Annotated in this window: 15 protein-coding genes and 1 tRNA gene; 8 read left to right on the forward strand and 8 right to left on the reverse strand. The window is 42.1% G+C overall.

Annotation, left to right across the window (positions count from 1 at the left end; all coding sequences use genetic code 11):
* Positions 1 to 14: 14 nt before the first annotated feature.
* The 4 genes from KFE98_02510 to hpt are packed head-to-tail and all read right to left on the reverse strand — an operon-like array spanning position 15 to position 2734.
* Entirely contained in the window at positions 15 to 599 is a 585-nt protein-coding gene (locus tag KFE98_02510) for a phosphatase PAP2 family protein (protein ID UTW63048.1), read from the reverse strand.
* Entirely contained in the window at positions 592 to 1596 is a 1005-nt protein-coding gene (obgE, locus tag KFE98_02515; protein ID UTW64622.1) for a GTPase ObgE, read from the reverse strand. Before obgE ends, KFE98_02510 begins: the two co-directional genes overlap by 8 nt.
* Positions 1597 to 1617: 21 nt before the next feature.
* On the reverse strand, positions 1618 to 2184 hold the full coding sequence (locus KFE98_02520; protein ID UTW63049.1) for an adenylate kinase: 567 nt from the start codon (positions 2182 to 2184) through the stop codon (positions 1618 to 1620).
* A gap of 13 nt (positions 2185 to 2197) precedes the next feature.
* Positions 2198 to 2734 (reverse strand): hypoxanthine phosphoribosyltransferase, encoded by a 537-nt coding sequence (gene hpt / locus KFE98_02525; GenBank protein UTW63050.1) that lies wholly within the window; start codon positions 2732 to 2734, stop codon positions 2198 to 2200.
* A gap of 282 nt (positions 2735 to 3016) precedes the next feature.
* Here hpt and KFE98_02530 point away from each other — a divergent pair, with 282 nt between their 5' ends.
* From KFE98_02530 to KFE98_02540, 3 genes are all read left to right on the forward strand, one after another.
* Complete coding sequence (locus KFE98_02530) at positions 3017 to 3436, forward strand: response regulator (protein UTW63051.1); 420 nt, start codon at positions 3017 to 3019, stop codon at positions 3434 to 3436.
* 37 nt (positions 3437 to 3473) lie between these two features.
* A complete protein-coding gene (locus KFE98_02535) occupies positions 3474 to 5615 on the forward strand; it encodes a DPP IV N-terminal domain-containing protein (GenBank protein UTW63052.1) in 2142 nt (713 codons plus the stop codon).
* A 35-nt stretch (positions 5616 to 5650) separates the two neighbouring features.
* Positions 5651 to 5725: transfer RNA gene (locus KFE98_02540), tRNA-Pro, on the forward strand.
* A 237-nt stretch (positions 5726 to 5962) separates the two neighbouring features.
* Here KFE98_02540 and KFE98_02545 read toward each other — a convergent pair.
* From KFE98_02545 to KFE98_02560, 4 genes are read right to left on the reverse strand one after another with little or no spacing between them, the layout of a single operon-like run.
* Positions 5963 to 7195 carry a T9SS type A sorting domain-containing protein gene (locus KFE98_02545; GenBank protein ID UTW63053.1) on the reverse strand — a complete coding sequence of 411 codons (1233 nt, stop codon included), beginning with the start codon at positions 7193 to 7195 and terminating at the stop codon, positions 5963 to 5965.
* Complete coding sequence (locus tag KFE98_02550) at positions 7192 to 9000, reverse strand: gliding motility-associated C-terminal domain-containing protein (GenBank protein UTW63054.1); 1809 nt, start codon at positions 8998 to 9000, stop codon at positions 7192 to 7194. Before KFE98_02550 ends, KFE98_02545 begins: the two co-directional genes overlap by 4 nt.
* Before the next feature lie 3 nt (positions 9001 to 9003).
* Positions 9004 to 9564 carry a hypothetical protein gene (locus tag KFE98_02555; protein ID UTW63055.1) on the reverse strand — a complete coding sequence of 187 codons (561 nt, stop codon included), beginning with the start codon at positions 9562 to 9564 and terminating at the stop codon, positions 9004 to 9006.
* A complete protein-coding gene (locus tag KFE98_02560; protein UTW63056.1) occupies positions 9561 to 10706 on the reverse strand; it encodes a hypothetical protein in 1146 nt (381 codons plus the stop codon). The genes KFE98_02555 and KFE98_02560 overlap by 4 nt, the downstream gene beginning before the upstream one ends.
* 542 nt (positions 10707 to 11248) lie before the next feature.
* Here KFE98_02560 and KFE98_02565 point away from each other — a divergent pair.
* The 5 genes from KFE98_02565 (at position 11249) to KFE98_02585 (ending at position 19515) form a co-directional block, all read left to right on the forward strand.
* Positions 11249 to 11680 (forward strand): hypothetical protein, encoded by a 432-nt coding sequence (locus KFE98_02565; protein ID UTW63057.1) that lies wholly within the window; start codon positions 11249 to 11251, stop codon positions 11678 to 11680.
* A gap of 392 nt (positions 11681 to 12072) precedes the next feature.
* Complete coding sequence (locus tag KFE98_02570; GenBank protein UTW63058.1) at positions 12073 to 13224, forward strand: hypothetical protein; 1152 nt, start codon at positions 12073 to 12075, stop codon at positions 13222 to 13224.
* A 24-nt stretch (positions 13225 to 13248) separates the two neighbouring features.
* Positions 13249 to 14709 (forward strand): PKD domain-containing protein, encoded by a 1461-nt coding sequence (locus KFE98_02575; GenBank protein UTW63059.1) that lies wholly within the window; start codon positions 13249 to 13251, stop codon positions 14707 to 14709.
* Positions 14710 to 14866: 157 nt separating this feature from the next.
* Positions 14867 to 15469 (forward strand): hypothetical protein, encoded by a 603-nt coding sequence (locus tag KFE98_02580; protein UTW63060.1) that lies wholly within the window; start codon positions 14867 to 14869, stop codon positions 15467 to 15469.
* A 497-nt stretch (positions 15470 to 15966) separates the two neighbouring features.
* On the forward strand, positions 15967 to 19515 hold the full coding sequence (locus KFE98_02585) for a T9SS type A sorting domain-containing protein (GenBank protein UTW63061.1): 3549 nt from the start codon (positions 15967 to 15969) through the stop codon (positions 19513 to 19515).
* The last annotated feature ends 66 nt before the right edge of the window (positions 19516 to 19581 follow it).

The raw sequence follows: 19581 nt of genomic DNA on the forward strand, positions 1-19581 counted from the left end.
TTTGAAAAGTGTAATTATGTCCAGCTTGGGAGGCTTCCCCATTTTTTTTGGTGGACGGTGGTGAAAAGCCAGCCGGTAAAGCAGCCTATGGTTAGGCCTAACAAAATACCTCCGGCAATGTCGCCCGGATAGTGTACACCCAAATAGATACGGCTGTAGGATACGATGGCCGCCCAGATATACATGGCTAAAGCAATTTTTCGGTTGCGGTACATCCAAGTCATGATGGTAGCAATTCCAAAAGACGTCGTGGCATGTGAACTAACGAATCCGAATTGGCCACCGCGGTAATCGCCCACGTAATGGAGCAAATCCTGAATCTCGAGATTATGAGAAGGACGATAGCGTTCAAAAACTTCTTTGAAAAGATTGACTGAAATCCAGTCGGTCATAGCTACCGTTAAAACGGGGGCCAAAACCCAAAGCCACCATCTGGACCAACCGTACTTTTTCCCGAGCCCATACAACAACAGTGCATAAAGTGGAAACCAGGTAGCCACACCCGATATCAACTCCATTGGAAAATCAAGAAAGGGGGCGTGAAGACCGTTTAAAAACAGCATCAACTCCCTATCCCATTGTTCCAAGGTCTCAATCATGATCTTCAGAATCCAAAAGCGCCCAAAGGTTGTCCTTCAGCGTGTCTAAGCCGGTTTGTGCTACAGAAGAAATGAACATCCATTCGGCATCGACATCGATCTCTTTAGCCATTTCTGCCTGAAGTTCGTCGTCCAGCATATCGGATTTGGTGATGGCCAAAAAGCGTTGTTTATCCAGCAGTTCGGGGTTGTATTTACGAAGTTCGTTGAGCAATATTTCGTACTCGGCATTGATATCATCGGCATCGGCCGGCACCAAAAACAGAAGTGCTGAATTTCGTTCGATGTGACGTAGAAACCGAACCCCTAATCCCTTTCCTTCCGCCGCTCCTTCGATAATTCCAGGAATGTCGGCCATCACGAATGAGCGATGATTGCGGTAAGAAACAATCCCCAAGTTGGGCACCAGGGTTGTAAAAGCGTAATTAGCAATCTCGGGCTTAGCTGCACTCAATACGGATAACAAAGTAGACTTTCCTGCATTGGGGAAACCCACAAGACCTACATCGGCAAGAACCTTCAGCTCAAGAATACGCCAAACTTCTACTCCATCTTCTCCTTCCTGCGCATAACGCGGAGTTTGGTTGACCGAACTTTTAAAGTGCCAGTTTCCAAGACCACCACGACCACCCTGAGCGATAACAAACTCTTCGCCTTCGTCCGTGATTTCGCAAAGAATCTCCTCCGTTTCCGGATCCTTGACTATCGTACCCAAGGGAACATCAACATAGACGTCATCGCCGTCTTTTCCGGTAGACCGTTGCTTGCGACCATTGTCTCCATGACCAGCAGAAATATGCTTGCGGTACTTTAGGGGAAGTAAGGTCCAAAGTTGTTTGTTGCCTCGAATAATGATATGACCGCCACGGCCACCATCACCACCATCCGGTCCACCTTTGGGAACGTATTTTTCACGTCTCAGGTGAGCCGAACCTGCCCCTCCATTACCGGATTTGCAGTTAATTTTGACGTAGTCGACAAAATTCGAGGATGCGATTTTCCGGTTAAATGACACGGCTTAGGCTTCAAGGGCACTGCACAAACGCTCGAAGATTTCGTCGATAGAACCAACGCCATCAATCTCACGCAACTTGCCTTGCTTTTCGTAAAAAGCAGCAACAGGAGCAGTGCTATTGTTATAAGTATTAATACGATTTTGGATGATTTCCGGATCGGCATCATCGGCACGGCCAGAAATCTCAGCTCGCTTGATCAAACGAGTTTTAAGCTCTTCTTCAGGAACAACCAAAGACAACATCATCGTAACTTCCGTTCCTTTCTTGCTTAGAAAAGTATCCAAAGCTTCTGCTTGTCCCGTGGTACGAGGAAACCCATCGTAAATCACTCCTTTGATATCCGCATGCTTTTGCACTTCTGATTCGAGGATATCGATGGTAATCTCATCTGGCACCAAGTTTCCTTTGTCGGAATAGCTCTTAGCCAGTTTTGCCAAATCTGAGTTGGGGTCCAACCCTCTAAAAACATCTCCGGTAGAGATATGAACCAGTCCATATTTTTCTTTCAACTTATCAGACTGTGTTCCTTTACCGGCTCCCGGAGGGCCAAACAATACAATATTCAGCATAGTTTAACTTTAATTACTGTTTTAACTTGTAAAGATCCTTCAGGTTTCTTCCCTCTCCTTCGTAGTCCAAACCATACCCTACAATAAAGTCATTGGGTATTTCCATCCCAACATATTTTACCGGAATGGATTTGTGATACGCATCGGGTTTGAGGAAAAGACTGGCTATTTCTAATGAGGCCGGACGCAATTCAGAGAACCTTCCATACAGATATTCCAATGTATTTCCAGTATCTACAATGTCTTCAATTACGATGACATCTTTTCCCTCTAAACTCTCCTGGAGTCCCAATTCTTCCGTAATCGTTCCGGTAGATTGAGTCCCCTCATAGGAGCGCACCTTTACAAAAGAAATCTCACAGGTTCTTTCGATTTGTTTGAGCAAATCCGAAGCGAACATGAACGATCCGTTTAGCACACCTATAAAGTAGATTTTACGGCCCTGGTAGTCCCGGTTAATTTTTTCGGCCAAAAGCGTGATGGCTTCCAAAATTTCCTCCTTCGGAATGAAGGGTTCAAACTCAAGATTTCCCAATAAAACCGTTCCCATAGGCTAACCGGCGACAAAGGTAGTTATTTGAGCGTGGTTGGATGAAATTGAGGGCCTTGAGATGCTAACAAAATATTTTTTTTCATCTTTTTTTTGAGCCTTCTCCGTTTGATGCCAAATTCCCAATACGCCCTATCTATCAGACTTTTAGATGAAATAAAACCGTTATCTTTTGGATTCAAATCACTTATTGACAATTTGTTGGAAATAAGTTATTGAATCCTAAACACCATAAATACAGTATAGGTAATAAGTTTGACCCTAGGAGATCTGATAACTGCGATGCAACCAGTTTTAACGGATTTGGGAATGAAGGAAGATACGGTACTAATAATAGATGACAACGAGGTTGATATTCTCATTGCGTCTAAAAACCTCGAACTATCGGGCAAATTCAGCAAGGTAGTTGTGGCTAAGAACGGACAGGAAGCTCTTGAAATCCTCAATGGTATGGAGGACGAAGAGCAGCCCTCTCATATATTGGTAGACATCAATATGCCCATCATGGATGGCTGGGCATTTTTGGATGAATTTAGCGAAAGACAAACGGAAACGGAGGAAAAACCTCAGGTTTATATGTTGTCTTCCAGCATCAATCATACAGATACTGAGCGAGCTCGGAACAATCCTCATGTTTCTGAGTTTATCCCTAAGCCTCTTAACAACTCGAAGATCGAGTCCATCCTGTTGCAAAAGAAATAGCAGGATCGCTTACATTTGGCTTCCTAATTTTTACACCATGAGACATTTCGTTATGGCGTTGGCTCTATTTGCCTGCGTACTTTCCTCTGTTGCCCAGAAAAAGGATTTAACACTGGACCAATCCATTATTGGTCAATGGACCACTTTTCGTGCCCAAACTCCCAAACAACTTCATTGGATAGAGGGCAGCGATAATTATTCCTGGATCACCCTGGAAGATAGTGTGACTGTGCTAAAAATGGCAGCAGCAAACTCTAAAGAGGAAAGTACTCTGCTTTCTTTCGACGATTTGAAAAAGGCGGACGGATTGGCCGAGTTGAAAAGATTCCCCCGTCTTATGAAGCATACTAAAGAGGCCATCTGGTTTGTTCATCAGCAACAACTCATGCAATACACCTTCGCCGATAAGTCGGTAAAGTCTCTTTTAGCGATTCCTAAAAATGCAGAGAATGCGGACTGGAATGTAGATCATTCCGCTTTGGCGTACACCTTGGATAATAACTTGTATTATACCGAAGCCAACAAACCCTACCAAATTACCAATGAGGGTGAAGGAATTGTTTGTGGGCAAGCTGTGCACCGTTTGGAATTTGGGATTCACAAAGGAACCTTTTGGTCACCAGATGGCAGCCAATTGGCTTTTTACCGCAAAGACGAAAGTCGGGTAACCCTCTACCCGCTCATGAGTATTAACGAAGTTCCTGCAACAGACGCCAGCGTAAGATACCCAATGGCCGGACAAACGAGTCATGAGGTTACTGTTTCCATTTTTAACCGGGAAACTAAAGGAGAGGTACTGATTAAAACTGGTCAACCGTTACAACAGTACTTGACGAATATCGCCTGGAGTCCTGATGGAAAATCCTTGTATATCGGAGTCCTCAACCGGGATCAAAATCACTTGAAAATGAACCGTTACAATGCGGCCACCGGTGAGTTTGAAAAAACGGTTTTTGAAGAAAGACATGAAAAGTACGTTCAGCCCCTACACCCCATTGAGTTCATTCCTGGCAACGCTGAGCAGTTTATCTGGCAAAGCGAACGCGATGGATACAATCACCTGTACTTGTACAACACAGATGGCAAAATGCTTCGTCAAATCACCAAAGGCGAATGGGTGGTAACCGATGTTCACGGATTTGATGCATCGGGCAATGTTCTTTTTACCCGTACGGCAAACAATGGAATGGACAGATTACCGGCACGAGCCAGTCTTAAAGGATCGGTAACCCTGTTGTCTGAAGAAAGTGGTGTACATACTTCGAAGTTTTCTACTTCTGGAGCCTACCTTATTGACTACTTTACGTCTTTGAGCACACCTATGGATGTTAACCTGATTAACGCCAAAGGAAAAACCTTGAAGACCTTGTCCAGCTCTCCAGATCTAATGGCTGATTACAACATGGCCAGACCTGAACTGGGAACACTCGAAGCTGCTGACGGATCGGTTTTGAACTACCGTATAATTAAGCCAAGCAACTTTGACCCTTCCAAAAAATACCGCTCTCTGGTTTACGTTTACAACGGTCCTGGAGTGCAATTGCTAACCAATCGCTGGTGGGCTGGAGCCTCTCTTTGGATGAACTACCTGGCCGAAAAAGGTTATGTAGTATTTACGGTTGACGGAAGAGGAACTGAAAATCGTGGTCGTGAATTTGAGCAGCAAACCTTCCGTATGTTGGGCGAATTGGAAGTTGCCGATCAACTGCGCGGTGTGGATTTCTTGAAATCACAATCCTGGATTGATCCAGATCGAATGGCCGTTCATGGTTGGAGCTACGGTGGATTTATGACTACCAGCTTGATGCTTAAGGCTCCAGGTATATTTAAAGTAGGTGTAGCAGGCGGTCCCGTGATCGATTGGAGCTTCTATGAGGTAATGTATACCGAGCGCTACATGGACATTCCGGAAGCCAACATCGATGGTTATGCTCGTGCCTCTTTGATTGACAAAATCGGAAACCTACAAGGCGATCTCCTTCTGATTCACGGAATGGATGATGATGTAGTCGTACCTCAACACTCGTTTGCACTGTTGAAGAGTGCGGTTGATAATGGTGTTCAAGTAGACTTCTTCATCTACCCTGGACACAAACACAACGTACGAGGCAAAGACCGTATCCATTTGATGGACAAGGTGATTCGCTATATCGATGAAAAGCTCGATCGAGTACAGTAATTTTTGAAAGAGAATTTATAGTTTTGCCCCCCACTCGGGATGTAGCTTAGTCCGGTTAAAGTGCTGGTCTGGGGGACCAGAGATCGGAGGTTCGAATCCTCTCATCCCGACAAACGAAAAGCCCTTCTGCCCTCGGCAGAGGGGCTTTTTCGTAGAGGCGAGGAGCCAGCACGAGAGTGATCGTGTATCGGCTGTACGAAAAAGTACTGAATGAGGAGCGGAGCGAGGAGTGAGGCTTTTCGGTTGTCTACACTTCCTCAATTGAGGATCATGAAGTAATCCTCTCCCGAACAGATTAAAAGCTCACCTGTCAGCCCAGGAGTCATCTAATCGAATGATAATAAACATCACAACACCTGAAACTTCAGGTATTCAGAACCAATCTGGATAAAATATACACCCGGAGCCAAAGCCGTAGTTTCAATAGTACCTTTAGGCGAATCAAAGCTTTTTATCTCTAAAACTTTACCTGCCAAATCTCTAACGATTACTTGTTGATTGGATGCAAAATTTTCGATTGGTAAAACAATATTCAATTCATCTTTTGCTGGATTGGGATAAATTTGAATGGCAATTGACTCTTCCTGACCTTCGTAAGGTTTTGTCCCGAGGAAATCACCACCTCCAGTTTCTGTATAGTAGATCTTTCCCGTTTTTTCGGCAACATAACCTTCATTACCCGATAGAAAATATGCTCCTGTAATGGGTTGGACAACATCGGCTGGAGTAATATCCGACCAGGTACTTCCAGCATCATAAGTGCTATAAATCTTCCCATTTTCATTCCCAACTTCAAATGAACCTCCATACACGAAGCCCGTATCCTTCGAAGTAAACTGGATTCCTATCAGATGATCTTGAAACGGTGTTGGCATATTGCTCCAAGTCCTTCCTTGGTCACTTGATTTCAAAATCAATCCATTATCACCACAGATATAGGTCACATCTTCAACCTTCTTAATCATAATGAGACCGTTATTAATTTGAAAAACTTTCGACCAAGAATTTCCTCCATCATTAGTTCTTAAAATGCCCCTATCATGACCATGAGTCAAGACTGTAGTCACTATACCTTCTTTGTCGGAATAGAATAGTATATCAAGAATGGCATTCGTGCTGTCCAATTGGAATGTGTCAAGTTTAGATAGCCAATTGGACCCTGCAACGAATTGATTGCTTTCTATATTGAAATACACCGTGCCAGAATCCGAAATAAACACCGTGGTATAACCTCCACCAGCTGACTTCGCCTTATAATTCCATATACAGTTGTTTGAAGTACTTCCATATCCAGTCTGAACCTTATCGACATCGGTGTAAATAATGACTCCACTCAAATCATCAATAAAATCATATGCCCAAACGTCATATGGATTAGAACAAAGTTGGAAAGACTGCCAGCCATCCTCTGTTTTTAACAGACCCGAATTCGTAGACAGGTACCCAATGTCCGCGCTGAACATTTCTAAACCAAAATTGGCCCGCCCAGTTTGATTGATTTCTCTCCATTGACCAAAAACAGACTGGTTGATAGCCAGCAGGAAAAGAACAACCAGGAATATATCTCTTGATTTAATCATCGTATTAAGGTTATGGTTTGCGCCTGTGGAGCCAATGAATTGCCACAGCCGTGAATCTCTAAAATTACATTATATGTGCCAGCAACCATGTTCCCTCCATCCCAAAGGCAAGGTTTTTTTGAATCTATTTTTACACCGGTCACTGCAAAAACTGTGTTACCAAATCGATTTATAACATCAAAATCATAAGTCTCTGCTCCACAAACCTCAATACAGTATTCATCATTATGTCCATCTCCGTCAGGTGTAAATACGGTTGGAAAATTGAGCAATTGAGGTTTATCGGGTTGACAAAATGAACTTCGATTCCAATCCAGCGTATCAATAGCAATATGCGAATTGCATGAATTTTTGGTTTTGATTTCAATCCAGTAGTCATTGCAAACCGATGTTTCCGGGTGCAATGGAATACTCATGGCCAAAGTGTTCCCATAATTTTCCTCGTAATACATCCTATTGGTTGACCAAACCAACGAAGAATTGGCTTTTTCATAAACGTTTATTTCAGCCCATTCAGAAATGGATGGGAAGGTCAGATCAAAAGAAGCTTCGTATTCAGAAACCACTGTATTAGAGCGATTAACTGTCGCCGGGGCACCCGTGTTATTATACTTTACAATTACCTCCTGTTGCGACATAATTCCACAGCTATTGGTAACCTCAACAGTGTAAATCAATACTCCAGATCCAGTAGAAGGTAAGGTCAAATTAACCGTCGATACTGAGGTGGAACTCAAACCAGTGGATGGGGACCATTTGATGGTGTTCTTTTCACTTTGCTGAAAATCAGTAGAAATTTGCACCTCAGTTCCTTGGGTTCCACAAAAGTCAAAATGCTTTTCTGACGCTGCTGAATTGGCCACACAGGGGTTTTCACTGCATGGTGCGATGTAAGCCAAATAACGAGTACCCCAGAGCGTTGTAAATCCAGGCTCCATGGTAACTTCCTTTCCAGCTTTAAAGGTAACATCGTTCCAAGGGTTTATTTGAACATTTCCTGGAGTTGTTGGAAATGGAGCTCCTACCGCATATCCTGATCGAAGCAACGAATCAGCTTGATGAAGGCCTGAATGATCGATATGAAAGTTTTGTACGTGTCTGACTGGAGGGCAAGAGCCTTGAGGCTCTCCCAGATCAACAATTTTAAAATCGTCCCAAAGTATACTGTATTCATCAGCTTTATCAGTATCCCTGAAAATTCCAACTATCAGCCAATGTGAGTTCTCGTTTGCAATAAACTTTCCTTCAATTTTCTGCCAAGTAGTATTCAGCGTAATGTTGTCTCCTATAAAATTCCCCTGCCCCTCTACCAAAGTCTTAAATCGTGCGGTTCCACATGCTGGAAAGGAAATTCGAGTTTGCTGCGCTTTTTTATCGGATAGAAAAAAGCCGATCATTTTATTTGCCGCTGATATCGTACTACCACCCGTTTTGACAAAGTATTCGTAGTGGTATTCATTTCCGGAAATAAGGTTTGAAGTAAGTATGCAGTTAACAATTTCTTTCTGTCCTTTTTCAGTCACCGCGGTATACAAATATCCCGCACCTGAATGTGCATTATTCGCATCGCAATACCGATCAGGAGAGGTTATTGAGCAATACCCCCTTCGATCGCACATATCCCAAGAGGACACTTTACTCCATCTGTTTTTTTGAGCCTCGTAGTTATCCGAAGCAGGCAAAAGGGCCGGCTCACAGGAGCTACCCGTAGTCGAAAGTTCAAAGCCGGGATTTGGCACCAAATTAGTCTGAGAATGACTGTAAAGTCCAATTGATACTGCAAGTATCAGTATTAGTTTTTTCATGGTTTAAAATCTGTATCCAAAGGATACCTCACCAAATAGAAATGAATATTCATACTTCCATTTGGGGAATTCCTTATAAGATGGTGTTCTAGAATAAGATAAGGCTGCCTCAGTTTTCAAATACAGTCTTTGCGAGAGATTGAATCGAACTCCAGCTCCTCCTACCAAATGAGGCTCCACTGGAAAAGTTGGTTCTGCTCCAAAACTGTAATCCGGATTGTTCAGGTAGTCGTCACGTAAGGCCTTAGAAGAGTATTCAGGATCAATGATTATGGAAGTTCCAAAAAAAGCTTCCACGGCTACTTTTTTACCGTATCCGAAATGGGCATAAACAGGAACAGAAAAGTGGTAATAGTATCCAATACCTACACTTCCTGTAAAGTAGAAATTTTCATTCTTTAGCCTAAAAAAACGCTCATAGTTTATGGAATAAGGGTTCGATTTAAGGCCAACTGAAACCGATATGGTGTTCTTGTATAAAACCTCATTTCCTTCCGTTTTTTCCTGACCCATAAATGTGAAAGGAAAGCACATCAACAATCCTATGATCAGCGATTTATTCATTGATTTTCAAAACGACGTTTCAATTCTTCAATCTCCTTTTCTTGCTCAATCATGTATAAAGTTAATTCTTCAATCTTTTGAAGCAATAAGCGATTCATCTCACCAAGGTCGATTCCTTGTTCTTCAACGCAATCCGAATTGGGTATACCCGGTAAATGCTGGTTGGTTTCAATATAGTCTTCTAATTCACTTAGACTAAGTCTTTCATAGTCTTTGGCAAAAACAAAATCCGGCCAATCACCATGAAGTTTAACCCTAACCAATTCGGCGATTAGGTGACCATCCACGGCCAACATATACTTCTGTCCAGTGGTTTGATCGTAGGTGTATTTTGTCTCGTCTTTATTACCGATCGCAACTGTTCCATCCCAATCGATACGCATTCCTCCCCAAGGTTTTCCGGGATTTCTGGGTCCAATCACCAGTCCCGGTTCAGAGCCATCGCCGTCCTCAGCCGTCGGGCCAAAAATGATTCCTAAGTCCCCTTCATTAGCCAAGAAAGTGTAGTCGGTGGAACCTAACCAAGGATCCAGAAATAAACTGTATGGTCGATTACCAATGTGAACCTCACCGTTATCGACATTTTGAATGTGACCAAACCCTGGTGAACTGCCAGTCATAGGTTCCCAAAATCCTACCCCAAACATGGAAGGACTTTGCCAGGTCATGGTTCCATCTGCCAACCCAACAATGATTTTTCCATCTCCGGCACCTGCCCGCATTCGAATATACCCACCTACATCTACATCCTGTGTAGGCTCAATATTATTCCCAATTCCTAAGCGACCATAGCCATCTATTCGAACCCTTAAATTGCTTGCACCAGTACCTTGATGCCAAGTTTCAAAAACGTTCTTAGGAATACAGGATGTCAGTGGTGGCTGCTCTGGATCGGGAAGATCAAGTCCACTAAAAGATTCGAGTTTGAGTACGGTTGAGCCGCCACAATCAGTTTCAACGATGGACATGTAGTCGTTAATCGAACCATAAATGTGTGTATACGCGGATGGGTTTTGAAGTCCAATCCCGACATTACCGAAATTGGTGTTGTAAATGTGGTTTCCGTTCGTCTGCCACTGTTGAGCAAAAAGATTAAGGCACAACAAGGTAGCAAATAGCGATAAGGTGGATTTGATCATCATTCAAGGTGTTGAGTAAAAAAATAGAAGCTCCTCTGAATCAATACATTCACAGGCCTTCATAGGTTTGAACCAAAGATGGGAACTAGGGGTTGGTTTCTTTTCATCCAGTTGGATGAGGTCTATTCTCTTCCCCAACTGGGTATCATGAAGTAATCCCCTCACTCCATCGAGGATGGGAAATCCTGAAAATCAAGGCTTTTTTCTGCAATATCCTGACCTTATTCTTTCAAAATAAGTGATCACCTAACTACCAAGGATTTTAGGTGGTTCGAAATCCTTTCAGACTATAGCTTCTCGCGGCGAGTTGAATCAAAGACCAATGGAATAAAGTATCTGGACCTACTAATTCACGTACAATTACCTATTGGTTCAGATGCTACAAAACTCTAAATTGTTCGCTAAAAACATCAAAATCAATGACAACCATTTTAAACTAAACAAGATTTTATATGGAAGAAAAACATGAAATAATCAAATTTTTGATTGAAAGAGCACATTCGGAAGCACAACTATTTTGGCAGAGAAATCACTTTCTTTTTTTCATGAACACATCTCTGATAGGAGCCTCCTACTACCATTTTTTCCTCACTGATCCAACTCCTGATAATTTTTCACTTAAAATGATTGTTTGCCTAGGTGGTATATTCATTTCAATAATTTGGTGGTTCTTCAATAGAGCAGGAAGAAGATTGAACCATGTCTACGTGGAGGATGCAAAGTCGATCGCTCAAAGTGACAATGAGATACATAAATACTATAGCAACTCGTTGAGTGACAAAACGCCCTCCGAAGCCGTATTAAAACCACGAAAAATCATTGCATTCAATGTAAAGAAATACCTTGCTCCAACATGGTTAAACTACTATGTAATCTACGGATTTAATATCGCTTGGATTATTCTTATGGTTTTCAAGCCAACTAAAGATGGGGTGGTAATTGAGAATTTCATGCGAAAACTCTTTGTGATTTGCTAGTTTGATAATTTCACTTTTCATTTCCCAAACCTTCTAAACACGACCTAAAACGATCCTACCTCATTCCTCCCCCCAACCCAACAAAAGCCCCACGGTTTTACAACAAGGCTTTTTCAGTTCTGAGTGTGATTAAAGCTTCGCTCCTACAAGTGCGCAAAAGCCTTAAAAGACTCTCCGCCAAAAGGACCAAAAAATGGGTTGGTTCGATGAATAAATCCTGTTTTCAAACTTAGAAAAGGTGGATTTCACAGATTAAAATCAATCTGTGCTTTACAAATAGCAAAATCATTCCAACAACTTACAAAGAATGCTATACAGCCCATAAAAACCGGGATCTGATCTGTTTTTGCCCCTCCTAATTTTACAACCTGTTTAACTAAAAAATACGAACCATGAAAAAAATACTGCTCGTATGGTTGGCCTTATTAGGAGTCTACCAAATCGGCTATTCTCAGACGAACCCGTTCTTTTTAGATGTTCATCAAACGTCTTCATCTACCAATAACCAAATAACCAAAGATGCATTTGGAATATATCTAGAGGAATGCAAGAAGTACGTCATTACAATAGAAGGCACTTTTCGAATGCATGATAAAACAGTATTTGAAAATATATGTAATACCTCTGGTGCAGCCAGCCAAGTCGAAGATCATCCCATGTACCCTATTGGAAACTTATTGGGCTCGGTAACACATGATCCAGAGTATTTTTTTGCCAATTACGAAAACAACAAGATCTGCAGATATTCCGAAATTACTCGTCATGATCGATTTGAATATACATTAGATGGAGGAATAACTTGGCAAGACCTCACTCCAATTAGCACAAATTACAATCCCCAACACTTCTACATTTATGAGGTTGTAGGTACCGGAGGGCAATTTGGCATTCATCAGAAGAGCACCTTAAATGGCGATGACTTTGGACATATAAAGGTCACCATAGAACCTGTGGATCCTTGCGAGGTCGCTTCCATTGAGCTAACAAGCTCAGCCTTAAGCGGAAGCTGTACGCCAAATATTGATGTTTCGTTCAGTGCACCCGCACCCATTGGATGTGATAAAATCCATTTAATCGGGGCGACCTATGACTGGGGTGATGGCACTACCTCAAAAGGGTTAGACCAAAATCACTTCTATGCCATGCCCGGCAATTACTTAATAGAGGCTGAATTTTGGTTAACGGACGGTGTTAGTTGCTGCAGAACAACCCGGAAAATCGACCATTTCGTTGAAGAACAAAACCCTTCGTGCAACCCTTGCGATCTGACTTCGTCAAGCGGATTTGTCGGCCAAGTAATCTATAATCATATGGGTATATTTAGTCGAACTGGTATTCAGAATCTTCCGGATAATTACACCATCGAATGGGATTTTGGTGATGGTCAAACCTATATCGGAAAAGACAAATTGGTTACCCACATCTATCCACCAGAAACGGGTATGTATGAAGCTAGCATGACCATTCACTTTATGGATGCACTTAGCGGACAATGCTGCAGCAAAACCACCTCTCAAATCATCTATATCATCGAGCCTCTATAGTCGAAAACAACTAAAACAAAAACCATGAAATATTTAATTACCTATATGCTCTTTCTACTGAGCATTGCCCAAGCCTATGGTCAAGGTGGCCCCTATTATTACGACACTTATCAGCACAGTAGCTTGAATGATTCTTACAATGAACAGATGTTCTTTAGCACGAAATCCTGTCAAGAATATAAAATTACGATACAAGGTACGTTTAGAATACACATCGTAAGCAATTTTCATCCAGCCTGTACCAATGCGGGTTCAGCCAGTACTGCAGAGCCCAATCCCATGTTTCCCATTGGCAATCAACTGGGAAAAGTAGCGATGGACCCTGAATACTTTTTTGCCAATTATGCGGCCGGCTGTGATAATAATTCCCGAATTAGAGATCGCCGATTCGAGTATACAACTGATGGCGGAAATACCTGGGCCCTTCTTCCTCAGCCCATTAACTCAGCCTATAATTTGAATCATTCTTATGAATACCTCATTACCGGAAATGGAGGCTTTTTTGGCCTTCGGCAGACTAGTACAGAAAATGGAGATGATGTGGGTGAGTTAAAAGTTACGGTCGAACATTTACCCAAACCCTGTGAGAATATGGACCTCGAAATTGTGAGTAATGCCGTACAGGGTAGCTGTACACCCAATATTGAGCCCGTTTGGTCTGACTGCGCTTATCGCATCATCGGAGCCAATTACAACTGGGGAGATGGAACTTCGTCAATGGGTCTCAACCTGGACCATAATTATACCTCTCCAGGTTTGTACAACATTTCGATCCGTTATTGGGCAACCAATGGGGTAGAATGCTGCTCATTCACAAGAGATATCCTTCACGAGGTTGCTTCACAGGATTGCAGTCCGTGTAATCAACTTGGTCAGAACCAATTCACAGCGAATGCCTTATACAACTACTTAGGTCATTTTATTCGTACCGGCCAGGTTCAACTGACGGATGACCATGTTGTTGTTTGGGATTTTGGTGATGGACAATACCATGTAGGAAACGAACGGATGGTCACCCACCCTTACCTGACCGCCGGTTATTATACTGTAAAAATGAAGATTTTTTATCTCGACGAAAGCAACAATACCTGCTGCAACCATGAATATGAACAAGAAATCTTCTCTTATGGGTTTCCACTTGCACAAGGGATTCAACCTACTACTGAAAATGATGGAGATGAAGCTCAAGAGCAAAGAGGAGCTGCCTCGGAAACCCTTCATTCAATCGATCGGGTTAAAGCGGAATCGACCTTTCAGGTTTTTCCAAACCCCGCTGATCAATTGGTCTCGATTAAAACGGATATCTCTATTAAAACCATTAGCATTATTAATATGAGTGGTCAAATCATTAGTAAGGTATCTAACATTCAACCTGAACGGGATATATATACCCTTGATGTTTCAGACTTAGAGAAAGGCTCCTACTTGTTGTCTCTCATCTCAGACACTGGTGAACGGCACATCAAACAGCTACTGATTGAATAAAACCTTTTGCCACTTTCAGCGCAAATCCTGACCAACACAAAAGCCCGTCCAAAATTGGACGGGCTTTTATTTAGCACAAGAAGCACTTACTCACAAACCAAAGAAAGCCGTGGTTACCCTTATATTTGACTAACTAATTATTGTAACCATTCGGAAATTGAACAAATCAATTTTACTATTACCGCTTTTTATCCTCATCTCTTGTGTTGGAGAATCTGAAGATTTGAAAACCTACAATCAATTCTTAGGTCAAGAAAAAGCAGCCGCATTGGATGCTGGCATGGACTCTTTTCATGAGTTCCTGGCAGACAACTTTACTGAGCATTCTACCAACGGTGAACGAACCAAAGCATTCTTAAAAAGGCTCACCCAAAATCACGAGAGAATTGTACCTGATACAAATTGGAAATTCAATACCCAGAAAAATCGGCAAGTGCTTGAACTTTTGGAGACTTCAGGACTGAGAAAGGAAATTAGATTATACGGGTACGAAGACTATTCTTATGAACCAGATGCAATCGGAAGCATAAAGATCGAATTGGAAGAAGAGGAAACTTTTCCTGTTTTGGATCAGGAAGACTCATCCATCGCTGCTTCCCAACAAGAAGCAAGGTATAGCCAGATTCTTGAAAAACAGCAAAATCATCTTGACAGCGCTTTGTACCTCAACATTCATGGTAAGTATCTTCAAGGCCTGAAACTCATTCAAAAAAGAGATAAACGAATTCAGGATTACATAGAAGCGGTCGAAGCTGTATGAGGTCCCAGTATTTCAACGGCCACAATGGGAGCCTTAGAGGGTTATGATTCAAAAGATTTCGAAGACCCATTCATTAGTCGAATAGTTTTTGCTGAAATCTACTGGCACATCATGCTGTGGGAGGTGGAAAGAAACAGAAAACCTGATCATGCACGGAAGCAATAACTAAAAACAATCTTGAATCTCAAAACCAAATCTTAAGGTTTCCCAATCAATGGTCTGATGATGAGTTCTGGCCCTGAGGTTAAAGGCATTCCCCCTTAAATTTGACCTCTAACTTCTCCACTTTTGATTCGCGGTCAGCTAATTCATTTCCATATCAAAGGCCTTATTTCTTGAAAGAAATGTAGGCCATCCAAGTTTCAAAAATTTTGAATTTGAACGCTTATAGCTTGAATTTGAAGTTAAATCCAGGCAATATGAATCACATCTAAATAGCACCAAACTCGGGTGGTAATTTTATTTTCAATAGTACCTAAAACTCAAACCATATAAGCATGAGAAAAATTCCGCCCCTATTTGCAGTGATCATGATCCTCTGTATTTCTGGATGGTCACAAATCACTGAAAACACCAATACTCCAAAACAGTACGAGAGGTTTGAATTAACCCTAAACCTTGATCATCAATCTTTTTCGGCTGCTGAGAAGGCCTTAATAATTTCCAAAAATGCGTATGACAAAAATTCAATCATTCTGGAAGCTCAATTTACCGACCCTTCTGGCAACACTGTAACTGTTAATGGTTTTATGTATGAAGACTTTACGGTGACCAATACTCCTCAAAGTTCTGCTATATGCAACATTAGCGGTAACTCTATTCGAGACTTCCCCCATATTGATGAACAAACTTTAACCGAACCTGCCGGTGGGCCAAAACTCAATTGGAAAGTGAGATTTGCACCACAACAAATGGGTACCTGGACCTATAATCTGAATTTCGTTTTTCCATTTAGCAGTAGTGCTTCCATACCGGCAGGCAGTGGGTCTTTTCAATGCATTAGTGGTAGTAATAAGGGATTTGTTCGAATGGTTAACAATGTTCTCCGGTACTCATCCGATCAAAGCGGCTTTATTCCACTTGGGTTAAATCTGGTTACCTGGTCTGAATGGGATTGTGCTCATCAAGGAAGCAATTTTTATGATGTTTACTTTGATCGTTTAGCGGATGAGGGTGGTAATTTCTGCCGAATTTTTATTGACCACAAAACTACCCTGACTCTAAATGGGCCGAAGAATCATTTTGAAAATCGGGTGTATTATGACGAGTTTAGACAAAAGGGTGCTTATCAATTGGATAAAATCATCGAAAAGGCTGAGCAAAGAGGAATAAAAATTCAAATCTGTTTGAATTATATGACCTTAAATCCAGGTGCTTGGAGCTACAATGCCTACAATTCAAACTGCCGACTCACCCAGACGACGAACTGCGCATATAAAGGTCACTGTACCAAACCTGAAGACCTCTTGGATAGGCCCATTGCCTTGGATGTTCAAGTGGATCTAATGAAATACATCGTAGATCGCTGGGGATACTCAACAAGTGTTTTTTCCTGGGAAATGCTAAATGAGGCCGACTTAGTAACCAATGACATTGCAAAATTAGGAGTGCCTCCCAATGGCCTTTACAATGCATTGGTTCGTGTTACACCTAAAATGGTTTCTTGGCAAAGTACATTGATGTCAGCAGCACGAAACCATGATATCTATGACCACATGGTCACAACAAGTTTTGGCAATAAGGACTTGAGCCCTTGTACCCAACATTTTGGTAATCCGCCAAGTTGGAACGATAACGTCAACTCCTTTCGCAACAGCATTGCTGCACTTGCTGATTATTTTGCCTTTAGCTTTTATACCTCTCCGGGCAGTAAAACAGCACCTGGAACACATGGAGATTACTCTGTTCCATCTTGGCCCATGCGAGATGAAAAAGTAAAGATGTATGACATTGTAGGAACCTTAAGAACCTACTTACCGAATAAACCTCTAATGATCGCCGAACATGGAGTAAACTACCATTACAATGAACTATCATCGGCCATTTTTAGCTATAATTTTCATGCCAATTTTGACCCCGGAGCACTGCAACAACATTCCACTCTATGGAGCTCTGTACTCAGTGGATTTATGGGTGGTCAATTGCATTGGGACAAGGAACCTTTCATTGTCCGCTCGAACCCCAATAATCCATCGTCCGATCACATGAAGGTATTCAAACCCGTTTCGGAGTTTATCAAAGAAATTGAAACCCTTGATTTTTCGGTTCAAACAGCCAATCATTACAAGGATCAATATCTTAGCAACTACTATTTGGCTGATAGCAAGCGGAACAAAGTTTTTGGCTGGACACAAAGTGAGGCATTCGCTTTTCACAATCTCATCGGTGATTACTATCATGGTGGTCAGGGATCCGGAAATGGAACTTTTAGTGCAGCAGACCCCTACCTTACCTCGGGACTCAACCCTTCACATAAGCCAACTTGGTCAACCGATATCAACCACCGAACCATAAAAGTGAATGTACCTGTTTCAGGAACCTATACCGTAGAGTGGTATGATACGTACACTGGACTACCTACCCGACACAACATCATTGAAGAATATGTAACCTGCGGCAATGAGTTGAACCTGATCATTCCCACCCAAATAATGGATTCAGAATATGGGGATGTAGCCTACATCGCCAGTCACAAAGGATTTGGGGAAGATGTGGCCAATCAAACCAGTATCATTTCTCCGGTAGTTAACCTAAATCAGGAATTCCATGGCAATAGCCAGTCAGGATTGTTTTATACCGATCAAGCAACAGGAAAGTTTGGAAGATCCAGCGTTGGAAATAGCGGCTGGCAACAAACCCTGATCAACATATCAGCACCTCCAATCTATGCCAACACAGGGTTCTACGCCGACAACTCAGCCGATAAATCCATCTATTACTGTGGGATTGATAATGGTGTCAAAAATTTCTACCGGTTGTATCAAAACAACGGCTCCTGGCAATACCAGCAGCTTACCAACAAGACGAATCTCTCCATAAGCGGCACCACAAATATCAAAAAGCGAGGAAATCAATTTTACTTTACTCGAACCGATGGAAAGATAGCCGCTTTATATCCTTGTAATCAACCCTTTTGGTGCGTTAACTGGTTAACCCCAAATGCTCCAACGGTGATCGAAGATTGTGATATTGATGTGGCCTCCACTTCACCAGTTAATATTTACTATGCCGGGAAGACTGCTTCACTCATCAAAAACATCTACAAAATTCATTACTCCAGTGGCTGGCAAAACCAGCAAATAACCAATAGTTCCAATCTATTTATCAGAGCTGGGTCTAATGTTGGGGTTTGGCAAAGCAACTCCATTGGTTTCTACATTCGACAGGACGGTTTGATTAACGCCTTTTACAACTGCGGACAGCCCTATTGGTGTGTGGATTGGCTAACAACCCCGGGCTCAATAACGGTAAAAGCAGGAACCAATCTGTTGGTTCCAGATGACGCAGATTTGGTATTCTTCATTGGTGATGATGATCATATTTATCAGCTCTATTGGGAAACTACCTGGAAAACGAAACGGATTTCTACTGACAACTGCTTTGGTGGAGTGAAAGCCAATTCGAGTTTATTCTACTTCGACAACACGCTTTTTTATGTCGGCGCCGTTGATGGAAAAACGCATGCACTCCAAAAAACCGATCCCAACCAGCAGCTTAAATCTTCGGGTGGTCAGCCTTTCTTTCAGGATTATTCGGCCCTTACAACCGTTGAGCTGGAGGAAGAACAGCATGATCTTAACCTCTATCCAAATCCGTCAAACGGAACATTCACCATCGAATTTACCACTCAATCGTACGAATCTCCTATCCAGGTTACTCTTTCAAGTATGACCGGACAGGTACTTTATGATGAGCTTCATACGCTTGAAAATGGAAATACTTTGGACTTTCACATGAAAGATCTGCCAAAAGGGGTGTATCATGTGAAGATAAATGTGGAAGATACTACAGACCTGAATTGGGTTCGGAAGGTGGTTATTGAATAATGCCTCATGCTCCTCGACCTTAGCAAGGTTCCCCCCCTCAATCTAATGAGAACCAATTGGACGAGA

It is taken from the genome of bacterium SCSIO 12741 (assembly GCA_024398055.1).
Classification (GTDB): Bacteria; Bacteroidota; Bacteroidia; order Flavobacteriales_G; family Salibacteraceae; genus SCSIO-12741.

What these genes read in the sequence shown, in the direction of transcription:
- KFE98_02560 (UTW63056.1), bottom strand. Translation starts at nt 10,706, where the DNA reads ATGATGATCAAATCCACCTTATCGCTATTTGCTACCTTGTTGTGCCTT.
- KFE98_02535 (UTW63052.1), top strand. Translation starts at nt 3,474, where the DNA reads ATGAGACATTTCGTTATGGCGTTGGCTCTATTTGCCTGCGTACTTTCC.
- KFE98_02545 (UTW63053.1), bottom strand. Translation starts at nt 7,195, where the DNA reads ATGATTAAATCAAGAGATATATTCCTGGTTGTTCTTTTCCTGCTGGCT.
- KFE98_02520 (UTW63049.1), bottom strand. Translation starts at nt 2,184, where the DNA reads ATGCTGAATATTGTATTGTTTGGCCCTCCGGGAGCCGGTAAAGGAACA.
- KFE98_02570 (UTW63058.1), top strand. Translation starts at nt 12,073, where the DNA reads ATGAAAAAAATACTGCTCGTATGGTTGGCCTTATTAGGAGTCTACCAA.
- KFE98_02555 (UTW63055.1), bottom strand. Translation starts at nt 9,564, where the DNA reads ATGAATAAATCGCTGATCATAGGATTGTTGATGTGCTTTCCTTTCACA.
- KFE98_02585 (UTW63061.1), top strand. Translation starts at nt 15,967, where the DNA reads ATGAGAAAAATTCCGCCCCTATTTGCAGTGATCATGATCCTCTGTATT.
- KFE98_02510 (UTW63048.1), bottom strand. Translation starts at nt 599, where the DNA reads ATGATTGAGACCTTGGAACAATGGGATAGGGAGTTGATGCTGTTTTTA.
- KFE98_02565 (UTW63057.1), top strand. Translation starts at nt 11,249, where the DNA reads ATGAACACATCTCTGATAGGAGCCTCCTACTACCATTTTTTCCTCACT.
- KFE98_02575 (UTW63059.1), top strand. Translation starts at nt 13,249, where the DNA reads ATGAAATATTTAATTACCTATATGCTCTTTCTACTGAGCATTGCCCAA.
- KFE98_02530 (UTW63051.1), top strand. Translation starts at nt 3,017, where the DNA reads ATGCAACCAGTTTTAACGGATTTGGGAATGAAGGAAGATACGGTACTA.
- KFE98_02550 (UTW63054.1), bottom strand. Translation starts at nt 9,000, where the DNA reads ATGAAAAAACTAATACTGATACTTGCAGTATCAATTGGACTTTACAGT.
- hpt (UTW63050.1), bottom strand. Translation starts at nt 2,734, where the DNA reads ATGGGAACGGTTTTATTGGGAAATCTTGAGTTTGAACCCTTCATTCCG.